Origin of the sequence: Aeromonas tecta (assembly GCF_000820185.1) — a bacterium.
Taxonomy (GTDB): domain Bacteria; phylum Pseudomonadota; class Gammaproteobacteria; order Enterobacterales; family Aeromonadaceae; genus Aeromonas; species Aeromonas tecta.
In genome coordinates, this window is the sequence record NZ_CDCA01000027.1 from 74,201 (window position 1) to 86,968 (window position 12,768).

Annotated in this window: 16 protein-coding genes; 10 read left to right on the forward strand and 6 right to left on the reverse strand. The window is 60.7% G+C overall.

The features are described from left to right. Positions 1–107 precede the first annotated feature (107 nt). Positions 108–1,007: a glycyl-radical enzyme activating protein gene (locus BN1137_RS11565; RefSeq protein WP_050718753.1), complete on the reverse strand. Its 900-nt coding sequence runs from the start codon at positions 1,005–1,007 to the stop codon at positions 108–110. A gap of 193 nt (positions 1,008–1,200) precedes the next feature. On the opposite strand from BN1137_RS11565, the gene fsa reads away from it, so the two are divergent. Further along, the gene (gene fsa, locus BN1137_RS11570) at positions 1,201–1,851 is read left to right on the forward strand and encodes a fructose-6-phosphate aldolase (RefSeq protein ID WP_050718754.1); all 651 of its coding nucleotides are present in this window, start codon (positions 1,201–1,203) and stop codon (positions 1,849–1,851) included. A gap of 74 nt (positions 1,852–1,925) precedes the next feature. After that, positions 1,926–2,105 carry a hypothetical protein gene (locus BN1137_RS11575; RefSeq protein WP_050718755.1) on the forward strand — a complete coding sequence of 60 codons (180 nt, stop codon included), beginning with the start codon at positions 1,926–1,928 and terminating at the stop codon, positions 2,103–2,105. Positions 2,106–2,121: 16 nt separating this feature from the next. On the opposite strand, the gene BN1137_RS11580 is transcribed toward BN1137_RS11575, so the two are convergent. Continuing rightward, a complete protein-coding gene (locus tag BN1137_RS11580) occupies positions 2,122–3,315 on the reverse strand; it encodes an HD-GYP domain-containing protein (protein WP_050718756.1) in 1,194 nt (397 codons plus the stop codon). A 171-nt stretch (positions 3,316–3,486) separates the two neighbouring features. Here BN1137_RS11580 and rsuA point away from each other — a divergent pair, with 171 nt between their 5' ends. After that, positions 3,487–4,179, forward strand: coding sequence for a 16S rRNA pseudouridine(516) synthase RsuA (rsuA, locus tag BN1137_RS11585; protein WP_050718757.1), 693 nt, complete (start codon positions 3,487–3,489; stop codon positions 4,177–4,179). A gap of 127 nt (positions 4,180–4,306) precedes the next feature. Here rsuA and BN1137_RS11590 read toward each other — a convergent pair whose 3' ends face one another. Next, positions 4,307–5,218 (reverse strand): DMT family transporter, encoded by a 912-nt coding sequence (locus tag BN1137_RS11590; RefSeq protein WP_050718758.1) that lies wholly within the window; start codon positions 5,216–5,218, stop codon positions 4,307–4,309. Between the two features lie 213 nt (positions 5,219–5,431). Here BN1137_RS11590 and BN1137_RS11595 point away from each other — a divergent pair, with 213 nt between their 5' ends. Both BN1137_RS11595 and yfcE read left to right on the forward strand, forming a co-directional pair. Further along, the gene (locus BN1137_RS11595; RefSeq protein ID WP_050718759.1) at positions 5,432–7,069 is read left to right on the forward strand and encodes a peptide ABC transporter substrate-binding protein; all 1,638 of its coding nucleotides are present in this window, start codon (positions 5,432–5,434) and stop codon (positions 7,067–7,069) included. 10 nt (positions 7,070–7,079) lie between these two features. Continuing rightward, complete coding sequence (gene yfcE / locus BN1137_RS11600) at positions 7,080–7,622, forward strand: phosphodiesterase (protein ID WP_050718760.1); 543 nt, start codon at positions 7,080–7,082, stop codon at positions 7,620–7,622. 23 nt (positions 7,623–7,645) lie between these two features. Here yfcE and BN1137_RS11605 read toward each other — a convergent pair whose 3' ends face one another. The 3 genes from BN1137_RS11605 to flgA form a co-directional block, all read right to left on the reverse strand. Continuing rightward, positions 7,646–8,062, reverse strand: a complete 417-nt coding sequence (locus BN1137_RS11605; RefSeq protein ID WP_050718761.1) for a flagella synthesis protein FlgN — start codon at positions 8,060–8,062, stop codon at positions 7,646–7,648. Beyond that, entirely contained in the window at positions 8,059–8,379 is a 321-nt protein-coding gene (gene flgM, locus BN1137_RS11610; RefSeq protein ID WP_050718762.1) for a flagellar biosynthesis anti-sigma factor FlgM, read from the reverse strand. The genes BN1137_RS11605 and flgM overlap by 4 nt, the downstream gene beginning before the upstream one ends. Before the next feature lie 94 nt (positions 8,380–8,473). After that, a complete protein-coding gene (gene flgA / locus BN1137_RS11615) occupies positions 8,474–9,079 on the reverse strand; it encodes a flagellar basal body P-ring formation chaperone FlgA (RefSeq protein ID WP_050718772.1) in 606 nt (201 codons plus the stop codon). 235 nt (positions 9,080–9,314) lie between these two features. Between flgA and BN1137_RS11620 the strand changes: the two genes are divergently transcribed. The 5 genes from BN1137_RS11620 to BN1137_RS11640 form a co-directional block, all read left to right on the forward strand. Then, positions 9,315–10,226, forward strand: coding sequence for a chemotaxis protein CheV (locus BN1137_RS11620; protein ID WP_050718763.1), 912 nt, complete (start codon positions 9,315–9,317; stop codon positions 10,224–10,226). Between the two features lie 18 nt (positions 10,227–10,244). Continuing rightward, on the forward strand, positions 10,245–11,069 hold the full coding sequence (locus BN1137_RS11625) for a CheR family methyltransferase (RefSeq protein ID WP_050718764.1): 825 nt from the start codon (positions 10,245–10,247) through the stop codon (positions 11,067–11,069). Between the two features lie 62 nt (positions 11,070–11,131). Next, positions 11,132–11,530, forward strand: a complete 399-nt coding sequence (gene flgB / locus BN1137_RS11630; protein WP_050718765.1) for a flagellar basal body rod protein FlgB — start codon at positions 11,132–11,134, stop codon at positions 11,528–11,530. After that, positions 11,530–11,949, forward strand: a complete 420-nt coding sequence (gene flgC / locus BN1137_RS11635; protein WP_050718766.1) for a flagellar basal body rod protein FlgC — start codon at positions 11,530–11,532, stop codon at positions 11,947–11,949. The genes flgB and flgC overlap by 1 nt, the downstream gene beginning before the upstream one ends. Positions 11,950–12,061: 112 nt before the next feature. Then, positions 12,062–12,768: flagellar hook assembly protein FlgD (locus BN1137_RS11640; RefSeq protein WP_050718767.1), on the forward strand; the 707-nt coding region annotated here is incomplete at its 3' end.

A 12,768-nucleotide genomic window follows, 5' to 3' on the forward strand; every position in this document is an offset into this window, starting at 1 on the left:
GGCGGGCCCGCTCGGTACAGACCGGCGGCTGGATGATGTGGATCAGGCTCTCCTTGTGGGCGTGGATCCGGGGGCTGAGGGTATTCAAGTCGAGCTGGGTCATGATCTTATCCTCGGGTCACAGGGGTCAGCCCCTGACGTTGGGCACAGGTATGGGCAAAGTTGAGCAAATCCGGGTCATCGAGGGGCCGGTCCGGCGCCTCGTAGGGCAGTCCCAGCAGGGCGTACTTGCCCATGCCGAGGGTGTGATAGGGCAGGAAGTGGATTTCCTCCACCCCCTTCAGGCTGGCGGCGGTCTCGATGATGGCCTTGATGGAATCCTCGTCCGCGTTGAAGCCGGGGATGAGCGGCACCCGGATCTGCAGGGGGATGCCCTGTTCGGCGAGGCGCCTTAGGTTCGCCAGTACCAGACCCGCCTTGCCGTGGGTCCAGTCGAAGAAGCGCTGCTCATCGACGTGTTTCAAGTCCGCCAGCACCAGATCGAGGTGAGGGAGGCTCGGCGCTATCTGCTGCCAGGGCACGTGCAGGCAAGTCTCCACCGCGGTGTGCAGTCCTTCTGCCTTGCAGCGCGCCAGCAGCTCTGCGGCAAGCGCTGGTTGCATGAAGGGCTCACCGCCGGAGAGGGTTACCCCGCCGCCGCTGCGCTCGAAGAAGGCGCGGTCCCGCAAGATGCTGCTCATCAGCTCATCCAGCGTTTGTTCCTCGCCACAGACCGTGAGTGCCTCGCTTGGGCAGAGCTCCCGCAATGACTGCAGATCGCCTCGGCTGAGGCGGGAGCGATCGAGATGCAGGTGGTCATCCTGGCGGTGGATGGCGGCTGGGCAGGTGCGCTGGCAGAGATCGCAACCCGCGAGACAGAGCCTGGGGTCGAACAACAGCTCCGGCTTGGGGGAGCGGCTCTCCGGATTCTGACACCAGCGGCAGGCGAGCGAGCAACCCTTGAGAAACACCAGGGTGCGGATGCCGGGGCCGTCGTGAGTGGAGTAACGTTGCAGGTCGAATATCATACGGCCTCTTCATCATGCTCGGGTTGAACAGGGGTTGCCTCTGGCGGGGGGGCAGATCAAAAACGCCGCGCCTCGCCTTTGAATGTCATTCTATTTGCTTTCGTTCGTAAGTTGATTTGATGTTGATCAATAAATCAATAGATGGGTCGGCGCTAGAATGGGGCAGCTTGAACATCCCATTAAGGAGTCAGAGATGGAGCTTTATCTCGATACGGCCGATGTGGCCGCGGTACGTCGCTGGTCACGGATCCTGCCGTTGGCGGGGGTCACCACCAACCCGAGCATCACGGCGGCGGGGGGCCAGCCCTTGGCCAGCCTGTTGCCTGCCCTGCGGGAGGTGTTGGGGCCCAAGGCGCGGCTGTTCGCTCAGGTGATGGCCAAAACCGAGATTGAAATGGTGCGCGAGGCATTCGCCCTGCGGGAGCTGGACCCGGATCTGGTGGTCAAGATCCCGGTGTGCGGCGAGGGGCTGGCGGCCATCAAGACGCTCTCGGCCAATGGGGTGCCGACCCTGGGCACCGCCGTCTATACCCCGTTGCAGGGTTGGCTGGCGGCGCTGGCCGGCGCCGACTACGTGGCACCCTATGTCAATCGGCTCGATGCCCAGGGGGGAGATGGCATCGCCACCGTACAGGAGTTGCAACAGTTGCTGGCGCTGCATGTGCCGGGTAGCAAGGTGCTGGCCGCCTCGTTTCGCACCCCGCGCCAGGCGCTGGACTGCCTGTTGGCAGGTTGCCAGTCCATTACCCTGCCGCTGGATGTGGCCGAGCAGATGCTGAGTGTGCCAGCGGTGGATGCGGCGTTGATCAAGTTCGACCAGGATTGGCAACGGGCCTTCGGCTAAGGCCGGGTGGGAGAGGGGACGCTAGACTGTGGAGGAGGGCCCGGCATCCCGGGCCCCTTGGTCGGAGCTAACCCATGAGCGATCACTCCTTGCTGCCCCACGGCGAAGACTTGCGCCGCGCAATACGCTGGTTGGGCGAGCACCATCAGCACGATCTGCGCTCTATCGAGGAAGCCAGTGTGCGTTTCGATCTGTCGCCGCTGGATGAGGAGTTTCTTATCCGCTATTGCCGCGAGCAGCCCCCCACCTCCTAAGCCAAGCCCCGAGTCGCTAGACGAAATGGGCGAGGTTGATGCCAAATTCCTTGGGATCGACGGTGCACTCGATGGTCTCCTGTACCCCGCTCTTGGCGAGATCCAGCCACTGCACCTCGAGGTAGTGACGCTGGCCGGCGTGATAGATCACCTTGACCACCGGTTTGAGCGGCTCCTGGGCATTGCGCTGCATGACGATGGCGAGTCGCTGGTTGGAGAGCCGCACCAGGGTGCCGACCGGATAGACCCCCATGCACTTGATGAAACGGGTCACCAGCTCCCGATCGAAGTGGTGATCGGCCCCCTTTAGCAGGATCCGGAAGGCCTGGGTCGGCTGCATCCCCTGCTTGTAGACCCTGTCCGCCGTCACCGCATCATAGACATCTACGATACCGCTCATGCGGGTGTAGAGGGAGAGCTCTACCCCCTTCAGGTGGCGGGGATAGCCACTGCCGTCGAGTCGCTCGTGGTGATTGGCGGCTACCTCCAGCATGGTGGGGGTGATGCCGGCGGTGGCCAGCAGGATGTCGTGACTGTGCACCACGTGCAGGCGCATCACGCCAAACTCCTCGTCGGTCAGCTTGCCCGGCTTGTTGAGCACCTCGTCCGGAGTCATGATCTTGCCGACGTCGTGCAGCAGGCCGCCCAGGGTGAGCTCCTTGAGCACACTGCGCTCCAGCCCCAGGTAGCGGCCAAAGTTGGCGAGCAGGATGGCCACGTTCATGGAGTGCTCCATCAGGTAGGCATCCTTGGCGCGGATCCGGGCGAGGCAGAGCATGGCATCGCCGTGGCTGAACATGGTGTCCACCATCTCCTCGGCCACCGCGGCCAGCGGGGTGATGTCGATAGGCTCCCCTGCTTTGAGCTGGCGGATAAACTTGCCTTGCAGCTCGCGGGCCTCCTGATACAGGCGGCGGATCTTGAGCTCGCGGCCCTCGCCGCTGGCGCTGTTGCCGCTCGGGCGTTGGGCGTTGGGGGAGAGGGGGTCGGGGGTGATGAGCTGCTCGATACCCGCCAGCTTGCTGCGGGCGAGATCCACCCGCACCGTGCTGACGCCACGCCGGATCAGGGAGTCTATCTGTTTGCGATTGGTGACCAGCCCCATCTGGGCAATTTCCATGGTGCCGGTCTGACTGGTGATGGCAATGACATACATGCCGAGTTGCAGCTGATTGACGGGGATAACGGGATGAGGCGAGTTCGACTTCATACGGCGTCCTGAGATTATTATTATGCGTAACGTGGGCCCTCGGTCTGCAGTCTAACACCGGCCATGGGTTGCGTCATGGCGACATACGGCCTGCATCCCCGCTTAGTGCTGGTGTTGTCGGCCTTGGCCGATATAATGACGCCCCTTTATTGATGGACTCTGAGGTTGTGCATGCGGCTCGATAAGTTTCTTTGTGATTGTTCCGATTTGACTCGTTCCCAGGCGGGCAGACTGATCCGCCAGGGTGAGGTGATGGTGGACGGGATCCTGGTCAAGCAGCCTGCTTTCCATATCAATGAGCAGAGCCAGATCGAATTCGACGGTGTCACGCTCACGCTCGATACCCGCAATCGTTACTTCATGCTGCACAAGCCGGAAGGTTACGTCTGCTCCAACGAAGATCCGGATCATGCCACCGTGTTCCAGCTGCTCGACGAACCCGCCATGGGCAAGTTGCACGTGGTGGGCCGGCTCGATCTCGATACCACCGGCCTGGTGCTGATCACCGACGACGGCAAGTGGTCGCACCGCATCACCTCCCCCCGCCACGAGTGCGCCAAGACCTATCATGTCTGGCTGGCGGATCCCGTGAGCTCGGATACTATCTCGCTGTTTGCCGATGGGGTCTTCCTGCGCAACGAGGACGACAAGACGCGTCCTGCCCAGCTCGAGTTGCTGGGGGAGTGCGAGGCGCGCCTGACCATTCACGAGGGCAAGTATCATCAGGTGAAGCGGATGTTTGCCGCCATCGGCAACAAGGTGGTCAGGCTGCATCGGGAGCAGATTGGCGCGTTGGTGCTGGATGAAGAGCTGGCGCCGGGCGAATACCGTGAACTGACCGCCGAAGAGATAGCCCAGTTCTGATGCTGGTCACTCTGTGGCAAAAGGGCGCTTGGCGCCCTTTTCCTTTTGGGTGAAGGGCTGGGGAGAAGGGGCAAGCTCGGTTGGACCGAGCTGCCCGTTCTTCACGCCAAGGGTGACCTGACGCTGTCTAGCCGGCCCCGAGTACCAGGGCCGTGCCCAGGGTCGCCAGCAGGGCACCGGCCCAGGCGGGCAGGGCGGGGCGCATCCCTGAGTGCCACCACAGCAGGGGCAGCAGTATGACCGGGGTGGTGGAGGAGAGAATGGCCACCATGCCCACGTCGCCCTGACGCAGGGCCACCAGAATAAGCGTCATCCCGAGCGCCATCGCCAGGAAGCCGTTGATGCCGATCATGCCGAGCACCTGCCGGTTGATGGGGTTGTGGGGCATGGCGAGCGGCACCCGCAGCAGCCGCAAGGCACAGTGGGCCAGCAGGGCGCTGCCCATGCGGATACCGGAGGCACTCACGGCGTCCACGTTGCCACTCATCATCACCGGCTTGGCGATGATGGCGCCGAGGCTCTGGCACAGGGCCGCGGTCAGGCCGAGCGCGATGCCGATGGCCAGGTGGCCGCGTACCTGTTCCCATTCGTTGTGTTGCGAAGATTGCTGCGGATTGCCGCGCCGTCCGAACAGGATGGCGAGCATGACCCCGGCCAGTACCAGCAAAGCCCCCACCAGCCGCCAGCCGCCGAGCTGCTCGCCAAATAGCCAGAGCCCGAGCAGGGCGGAGAAGAGCGCATGGCAGGAGAACAGCAGGCCGCTACGGCGAGGGCCCAGCCGGTTCATGCAGGCGAACAGGGCGGTGTCGCCGACGAAGATGCCGATGAGCCCGGACAGGGCCAGCAGCGGCAGGGCGCTCTCGGTGAGGCTCTGCCAGCCACCGGTGACCAGGCTGACACTGCCCAGCATCAGGCTGACCAGAAACATCCGCCAGCGGCTGTAGGCGAAGGCCCCCAGATGGCGGGCCGGTTTGACGGAAATCAGGGCGGCGATCGCCCATAAACTGGCTGCTGCCAGCGCCAGCCACTCGTACCCCATAAAAGATCCCTGAAAATGTGGTGAGCAAGACGCGCCAGGCGGGCGTCATAAAAAAACTTGTGAAAAAATAGCCCAAAAGACTCCATCTGCCGGGCAAGCCCGATACAATACGGGCCGTCTTCGGGGATAACAAGCGCGGTATCATGCATTCTTTATTCAGGCGCGCCGCCGGCCTTCCCTTGTTTGCAGTCAAAGAATGAAATGAGGTTTGTCATGGTTTACCGTTTTACCCCCCGTCCCGCCCGTCGCTGGCTCTCCCCTCTGCTGCTGGGCCTGATGCTGGCGCCGCCCTTGCAGGCGACGACCGTGGTGCAGCAACCTGCGCTGTCGGACAGGCAGACCCTGGTCAAGGGCAACGGGGCCGAGCCAGAATCCCTAGATCCGGCCCAGATCCGCACAGGCTTCCCGGGGGAGGTGGTGCTGGTGGACCTGTTCGAGGGGCTGGTGAGCGAAGATGGTCAGGGCAAGATAGTGCCGGCTCAGGCCCAGCGCTGGGAGACCAGTGACGACGGCCTGGTGTGGCGCTTCTTCCTGCGGCCTCAGCTGAAATGGTCAAACGGCGAGCCACTGCGGGCGCAGGACTTTGTCTACGCCTGGCAGCGGCTGCTGGATCCGGCGCTGGCGTCTCCCTCCGCCGGTTTATTGCTGGCCACCGGCATCAACAATGCCCAATCCATCTATGCCGGGGCGCTCGATCTCAATGCCCTTGGGGTGGTGGCCGAGAGCGATCAGATCCTCAAGGTGACCCTGGAGCGGCCGGTGCCCTATTTCTTGCAGCTCATCAGCCAGCGCCCCTTCGTGCCGGTCAACGCCGAGGCGGTGGCCAAATTTGGCAAACAGTGGACCCAGCCCGGCAAGCTGGTCAGCAACGGTGCCTACAAGCTGGTGAACTGGGTACCGAACGAGCGCATCGAGGCGGAGCGCAACGCCCAGTACTGGGACGATGCCCATACCCGTATCCAGCGGGTCACCTACCTGCCGCTCGCCTCCCAGCATGCGGAGCGGCTGCGCTACGAGGCCGGTGAGATCCAGCTCACCAACAAGGTGGCGCTGGAGTACTACCAGAAGATCAAGCAGGAGACTCCGGAGCGGATCTGGGGCCTGCCGCTGCTCGGCACCTATCTCTACACCTTCAACCTGCGTCGCCCCGAGCTGCAGGACGTGCGGGTGCGCCAGGCGCTCTCCATGGCCATCGATCGCCACCTGCTGACCGAGAAGGTCAGTGGCCAGGGCGAGCAGTCCGCCTGGTCCCTGCTGCCCGCCATGCCGGGTTATGAGGCGCTCCCCGCGGATTGGTCGTTGCAGGATCAGCCGACCCGGCTGGCGAAGGCGGCGGCCTTGCTGGCCGAGGCCGGTTACAACAGCGCCCACCCTCTCAAGCTGACCCTTACCTACAACACCTCGGAGAATCACAAGAAGCTGGCGCTGGCGGTGGCGGCCATGTGGAAGCCGCTGGGAGTGGCGGTGGAGCTCAACAACATGGAGTGGAACGCCTATCAGGTAGCGAAAGACAGCGGAGATTTTATGCTAGCTAGATCGTTTTTATTTGGTGATTATGTTGAGCCGTCATCCATGCTCAACAGTTTCCGCTGCCAGGATCCCCAAAACGAGAGCGGTTACTGCAATCCCGCCTTCGACGCCCTGCTGCAGCAGGCCGCGGACACCCTGGATGGTAGCGCCCGCAGCGGCTTCTACCATCAGGCCGAGCGGCTGCTGATGGAGGAGATGCCCGCCATTCCGGTCTATCACTACAACCAGATGCGACTGGTGGATCCCAGCCTGCGCGGCCTGCCAAGCCGCAACCTCAAGGGGGCGATCGCCACCAAGGATCTCTATTTCAGCCAGCCATGAGGAGTGCGAGATGAAGATTGCCATTATCTCCGACATACACGGCAGCCTCAGTGCCTTGGAGCGGGTGCTGGCGCGGCTCGAACCCTGGCAGCCGGATCACTACCTGCTGCTGGGGGATCTGCTCAATCACGGCCCGCGCAATCCGGTACCAGAGGGTTATGCGCCTGCGGCCGTGGCTGAGCGGTTTAATACACTGGCTCCCCACATCATGGCGGTGCGAGGTAACTGTGATTCGGAAGTGGACCAGATGTTGCTGCGTTTCCCCATCACCGCGCCCTACAACCAGCTATTGGTGGACGGGCGGCGCTGGTTTGTCAGCCACGGTCATCTCTATCGCCCCGATGAGGTGCCTCTGCCAGCGGGCAGCCTGTTTATCAGCGGCCACACCCATCTGCCCGTGCTAGAGCGGGAAGGGGAGCTAGTGCTGGTGAACCCGGGCTCCATCTGTTTTCCGAGAGGAGAGCTGGCGGCAAGCTATGGCTGCTACGAGGATGGGGTCATGCGTATTCACGGCTGCAGCGACGGCGCCGAACTGATGAGGCTGGTGTTGTGAACGGGTAAACAGGGGAGAAGCGATTAGGCCTTGATGCCCAGGGAGCGGGTGCCGGAGCGGGTATTGCCTTTGGCGTCATAGGTCATCGAGTTTCTGTCTCGCATCTTGCTGAGAAAGCTCGCCAGGCGGCGGTTGGAGATGATGCTGAGCTCGAGCAGGCGACCATTGAGGTCATTTTGCTCCTGACAGGCATCCAGCTTGGTTTGTAGGGCCTGCAGCTGGGCGGGGAAGGCGATGAGCCGTTGTTGCAGATCGGGCAACCCGGCCAGGCTCTTGTCCAGCGACTCTATGGTGGCAAGCAGTTGCTGCTTGCGTTCGGCCAGCGCGGGCAACGCCAGGGCCTGATGTTGTTTGAGCAGGTCAAACTCCTCTGCCAGCAGGTCTTGCATCTGGGAGAGGTATTCGTCTTGGGCGTGCAGCAGCGAAGGCAGGTCCATCATCCTAACCGTTTGTCCAAGTCGGCTTCAAAACTGAACATCTTCTTGGCCACGGCTTCGCTGTCGACCTTGTATTCCCCGCTGGCCACGGCCTTCTTCAGGCTCTCGATACGGCTTTCGTTGCCGGTAGAGACGGTGTTGAGGGTTTTCTGCATCTGTTGCAATTGCTGCGCCTCACTGGTCAAGGAGACAGAGTCAGTCTTGACGGTTGTCGCACGGTTGCCTTCGGTCGACGTCGTGGATTTGGTATTTGCACCCTGGCCAGTCGCCGTATTTTGCAACCGGTTGTTTGCCAAGTTGTTGATATTGTTGATAGCCATATGCTTTACCTTCGTCTGCTTACTGTTCGCTTAACTGTTTATCGGTGATGGCGGTCAGAACTTTAGAAAAAAAATCGCTGCATTAATAAAACCATCAAAATGTGACCACCACAGAGCCAACGGCACTGACTTTGCCTTCTACCTGTCTGCCTGAGCGAATGTTGACGAGCCTGATCATGTCTCCGAAGCTGCCATCTTGCAAGGCTCGGGCCATGGTTTTGATCTGCATGCTGCTGTTTTCGGCGCTCAGGGTGACTTGATCCCCCTTGCAGACCACACAGACCTGGGTGAGCCGAATGGGCTGGCCCGGTTTCAGCTCGCGTTTGCTGCGCACCCCGATGAGGGCGGTTGCATCGCTGAGATAATCGCCGCGGATCAGGGTCTGATCCTGATAGGCCAGGGTCAGCATGGATTCACTGAGGATGTCGCCCTTGGCAACGGGAGTCGCGACGGTAACATAAGGCTTCTGGATGCTGACCCGCACCGGCAGGTAGAGATCCCAGGGTTTCTCTTCCTCGCATTTGAGGTAAACAGTGGTGTTGCGGCGGATCTCCATCCTGGCTGGCAGCGAGATGGTCAGTGCCCCCTCGCAGTGGCTAAGAGCGAGTCGCTCATCGATGGAGGCGGCCAGCACCTCGGCCCGGGCGTCGAGGGGGATCTCCAGCTGGCCGAGCACGAACTCCTGCGCCTGTTCTTGCAGGTATTGGGTGAGCTCGGACGCCATGGCGTGAGATAGGCTGCAAAACGGCAGTAAGATGAGGAAAAGTCTACTAATCATTTTCGTTTGCCGGCCGATAAGTTGTTCACGTATACCACCGCATTTAACTATGCTTGCTGCAGAATTCGGTTGTCGAGACAGCGATAATCTGACGCAAGTCAACCTACATGCACCAACATATGCATGATCAGTGCCAAGCCTTTTTAAGGGAGTGTTTATGGCGAGTATTCTTGACTCGGTCAACCAACGAACCCAGCTGGTGGGACAAAACAGGCTGGAATTGTTGCTGTTTCGTCTCAACGGACGTCAAAGATTTGGCATCAACGTCTTCAAGGTGCGTGAGGTGCTGCAGTGCCCTCCCTTGACCGTCATGCCCAAATTGAATTCCAGTGTGCGCGGGGTGGCACATATTCGTGGCCAGACCATCTCGGTGATCGATCTGAGCATGGCGATGGGCAAACGTCCGATCCAGGACTTGAGCAAGTGCTTCATCATCATCTCCGAGTACAACCGCTCCATCCAGGGCTTCCTGGTGCACTCGGTGGAACGCATCATCAACATGAACTGGGAGTCCATCCTGCCGCCCCCCAAGGGCGCCGGTCGCATCAACTACATGACGGCGGTCACCGAGGTGGATGGGGAGCTGGTGGAGATCCTGGACGTGGAGCGGATCCTGAACGAGATCTCGCCGGTCTCGACCGAGGTCAGCGCCGAGCTGGTGGATGCCAGCGTGGAGCGCAACCCTCATGGGCGTCCGGTACTGGTTGCCGACGACTCCTCGGTGGCGCGCAAGCAGGTGCAGCGGGCACTCGAGGCAATCGGGGTGCAGTGCGTGCTGGCCAAGGATGGGCGCGAGGCGCTCAACATGCTGCTGGAAATGGCCAAGCAGGGTCCCATCAAGGAGCAGATTGCGCTGGTGATCTCCGACATCGAGATGCCCGAGATGGACGGTTACACCTTCACCGCCGAGATCCGCAACAATCCCAATCTCAAGGACTTGCATGTTATCCTGCACACTTCTCTCAGTGGGGTGTTCAATCAGGCCATGGTGCAGAAAGTTGGAGCGAACAATTTCATTGCCAAATTCCAGCCGGACGAGTTGGCCAAGGCCGTACAAGGCGCTCTCTAATAAAGAAGAACTAACTGCATGAAGACACTTTCGGACGACTTATACAAACAATTCAGCAATTTTCTGGCGCTGCAGAGCGGCATAGTGCTGGGTGACAACAAACAGTATCTGGTCAAGAGCCGCCTGTCGCCCTTGATGACTCGGTTTGGTATCGAGAGTCTGTCTGAACTGGTGACGCGGGCGATGAACGTGCGTGAGCGGGACCTGAAGATGGCCGTGGTCGATGCCATGACCACCAATGAAACCCTGTGGTTTCGTGACTCCTATCCGTTCCAGTTGTTGAGTGACAAGATCTTTCCCGAACTGGGCAAGAGCGGCCGTCCCATCAAGATCTGGTCGGCGGCGTCCTCTTCCGGGCAGGAGCCTTACTCCATCGCCATGATAGCGCTGGAGCAGCAGGTCAAGCGGCCGGGCACCTTGCCGGGCGGGGTGCAGATAGTGGGGACCGATATCTCCAGCACCATGCTCAACCAGTGCAAGGAGGGGGTCTATGACAGCCTGGCGCTGGCACGTGGCCTGTCACCCGAGCGCAAGAAGCTGTTTTTCGAGCCGCACGGTGACAACAAGATGCGGGTGTCGGAGCGTGTCAGAAAATTGACCAGCTTCCGGCCCTTGAACCTGCTGGAGAGCTATAGCCTGCTCGGCAAGTTTGACATCATCTTCTGTCGCAACGTGCTTATCTACTTTGCGCCCGAGGTGAAGTCGAAGATCCTTAATCAGTTCGCCAGCAGCCTTAATCCTGGCGGCTATCTGATGCTGGGGGCCTCGGAGTCCCTGGCCGGCCTCACCGACAAGTTCGAGATGATCCGCTGCAACCCCGGCATCGTCTACAAAGTCAAATAATCCCCATCTGATCCCTCTTTGGCACACCTCTTGCTAAACATTCGTGAAGCAGGAGGTGCGCTATGGCAATTTCATTCGACAAGGCATTCGGTATTCACCAATACACGCTGAGCGTTCGCGCCAAGCGTGCCGAGGTGCTATCGAGCAACATTGCCAACGCGGATACCCCGGGTTTCAAGGCCAGGGACATCGATTTCTCCCAGGCACTGCAATCGGCCCAGAGCCAGCAAGGCTTTGGCCTGGCCACCACCAGCGAGCGGCATATCGCCTTGCAGATGGATGCCCCGGGCACGACCCAGTACCGCAACCCGCTGCAGCCCGATACCGGTGACGGCAATACCGTGGATGTGCAGCAGGAGCGCAGCGAGTTCCTGCGCAACAGCCTCGAGTACCAGGCCTCCCTCGAATTCATGAATGGCAAGATAAGCGGCCTGCTCAAGGCACTGAAAGGAGAACAGTAATGAGTTTGTTCAAGGTCTTTGACATTGCAGGCTCTGCCATGAGTGCGCAGTCTGTTCGCCTCAACACGGTCGCCAGCAACATGGCCAACGCCGACAGCGTCAGCTCCAGCGTGGAAAAAACTTACCACGCCCGGCGGCCAGTGTTTGCCGCCCAGCTGGATCAGGCCATGTCCGACAAGCAAGCCTCGGTCGGGGTGAACGTGAAAGGCATCGTCGAGAGCGATGCTCCGCTGCTCAAGGAGTACAACCCCAATCACCCCATGGCGGACAAAGACGGCTTCATCTTCAAGCCCAACGTCAACATGGTGGAAGAGATGGCGGACATGATCGCCGCCTCGCGCAGCTATCAGACCAACGTCCAGGTCGCCGATGCCGCCAAGAAAATGCTGCAGCAGACCCTCGGCCTTGGCAAGTCCTGACGGGTGGCGGTGATGCAGCAGATGAACAATTTCTATGACAGCCTGCCAGGCATCCATGGCTGGCTTATTCGATACGGGGCTCGACAAGCTCTGACAGGAAGGCGGTGATCAGATGGCAGATACCTATGACAGCCTGCTCGGCGTCAACCGGACATCGGCAAACCAGACCAATACGGCCAATACCACAACCCCGAAGAAGGAGCTCGATCAGGCCTCCTTTCTGAAGCTGCTGACCATGCAGCTCTCCTATCAGGATCCGTTCAAGCCGGTGGACAACGCCCAGATGTTGTCCCAGATGACGTCCATGTCCACCTCGGAGGGGATCAGCAGCCTCTCCACCCAGATGGGCAGCCTCAACAGTCTGATGACCTCCAGCCAGGCGCTGCAGGCATCGGCGCTGGTGGGCCAGAATGTGCTGATCCCCTCCAACACCGGCTATCTGGAGAAGGATGGGGTCATCTCCGGCATGATCGCCACCGGCGACGGCGCCAGCAATATCAAGGTGACGGTGAAGGATCCGAGCGGTCAGGTCGTCAAGGAGTTCGGCATCGAGGGTGACCAGAAGGGCAACGTGGCCTTCGAGTGGGATGGCAAGGACAAGGATGGCAACCCGGCCAAGAGCGGCAAGTACCAGATTGAAATCCATGGCACCGTGAATGGCAAGTCCGAGACTATTCCGGCCCTGGCCTACGCCAAGGTCGAGAGCGTCACCCTGGGCACCAGCACCAACCCCAGTACCCTCAAACTCAAGGGGCTGGGGGGTATCTATCTGACCGACGTATTGGAAATTGGCGGCACGGGTAGCAAGTCGACCCCGAC

Coding starts and splice junctions, on each gene's coding strand:
- BN1137_RS11575 (WP_050718755.1), top strand. CDS start 1,926: ATGAGCGATCACTCCTTGCTGCCCCACGGCGAAGACTTGCGCCGCGCA.
- BN1137_RS11590 (WP_050718758.1), bottom strand. CDS start 5,218: ATGGGGTACGAGTGGCTGGCGCTGGCAGCAGCCAGTTTATGGGCGATC.
- BN1137_RS11625 (WP_050718764.1), top strand. CDS start 10,245: ATGAAGACACTTTCGGACGACTTATACAAACAATTCAGCAATTTTCTG.
- BN1137_RS11605 (WP_050718761.1), bottom strand. CDS start 8,062: ATGATGGACCTGCCTTCGCTGCTGCACGCCCAAGACGAATACCTCTCC.
- BN1137_RS11565 (WP_050718753.1), bottom strand. CDS start 1,007: ATGATATTCGACCTGCAACGTTACTCCACTCACGACGGCCCCGGCATC.
- BN1137_RS11620 (WP_050718763.1), top strand. CDS start 9,315: ATGGCGAGTATTCTTGACTCGGTCAACCAACGAACCCAGCTGGTGGGA.
- yfcE (WP_050718760.1), top strand. CDS start 7,080: ATGAAGATTGCCATTATCTCCGACATACACGGCAGCCTCAGTGCCTTG.
- rsuA (WP_050718757.1), top strand. CDS start 3,487: ATGCGGCTCGATAAGTTTCTTTGTGATTGTTCCGATTTGACTCGTTCC.
- flgM (WP_050718762.1), bottom strand. CDS start 8,379: ATGGCTATCAACAATATCAACAACTTGGCAAACAACCGGTTGCAAAAT.
- BN1137_RS11580 (WP_050718756.1), bottom strand. CDS start 3,315: ATGAAGTCGAACTCGCCTCATCCCGTTATCCCCGTCAATCAGCTGCAA.
- fsa (WP_050718754.1), top strand. CDS start 1,201: ATGGAGCTTTATCTCGATACGGCCGATGTGGCCGCGGTACGTCGCTGG.
- flgB (WP_050718765.1), top strand. CDS start 11,132: ATGGCAATTTCATTCGACAAGGCATTCGGTATTCACCAATACACGCTG.
- flgC (WP_050718766.1), top strand. CDS start 11,530: ATGAGTTTGTTCAAGGTCTTTGACATTGCAGGCTCTGCCATGAGTGCG.
- BN1137_RS11595 (WP_050718759.1), top strand. CDS start 5,432: ATGGTTTACCGTTTTACCCCCCGTCCCGCCCGTCGCTGGCTCTCCCCT.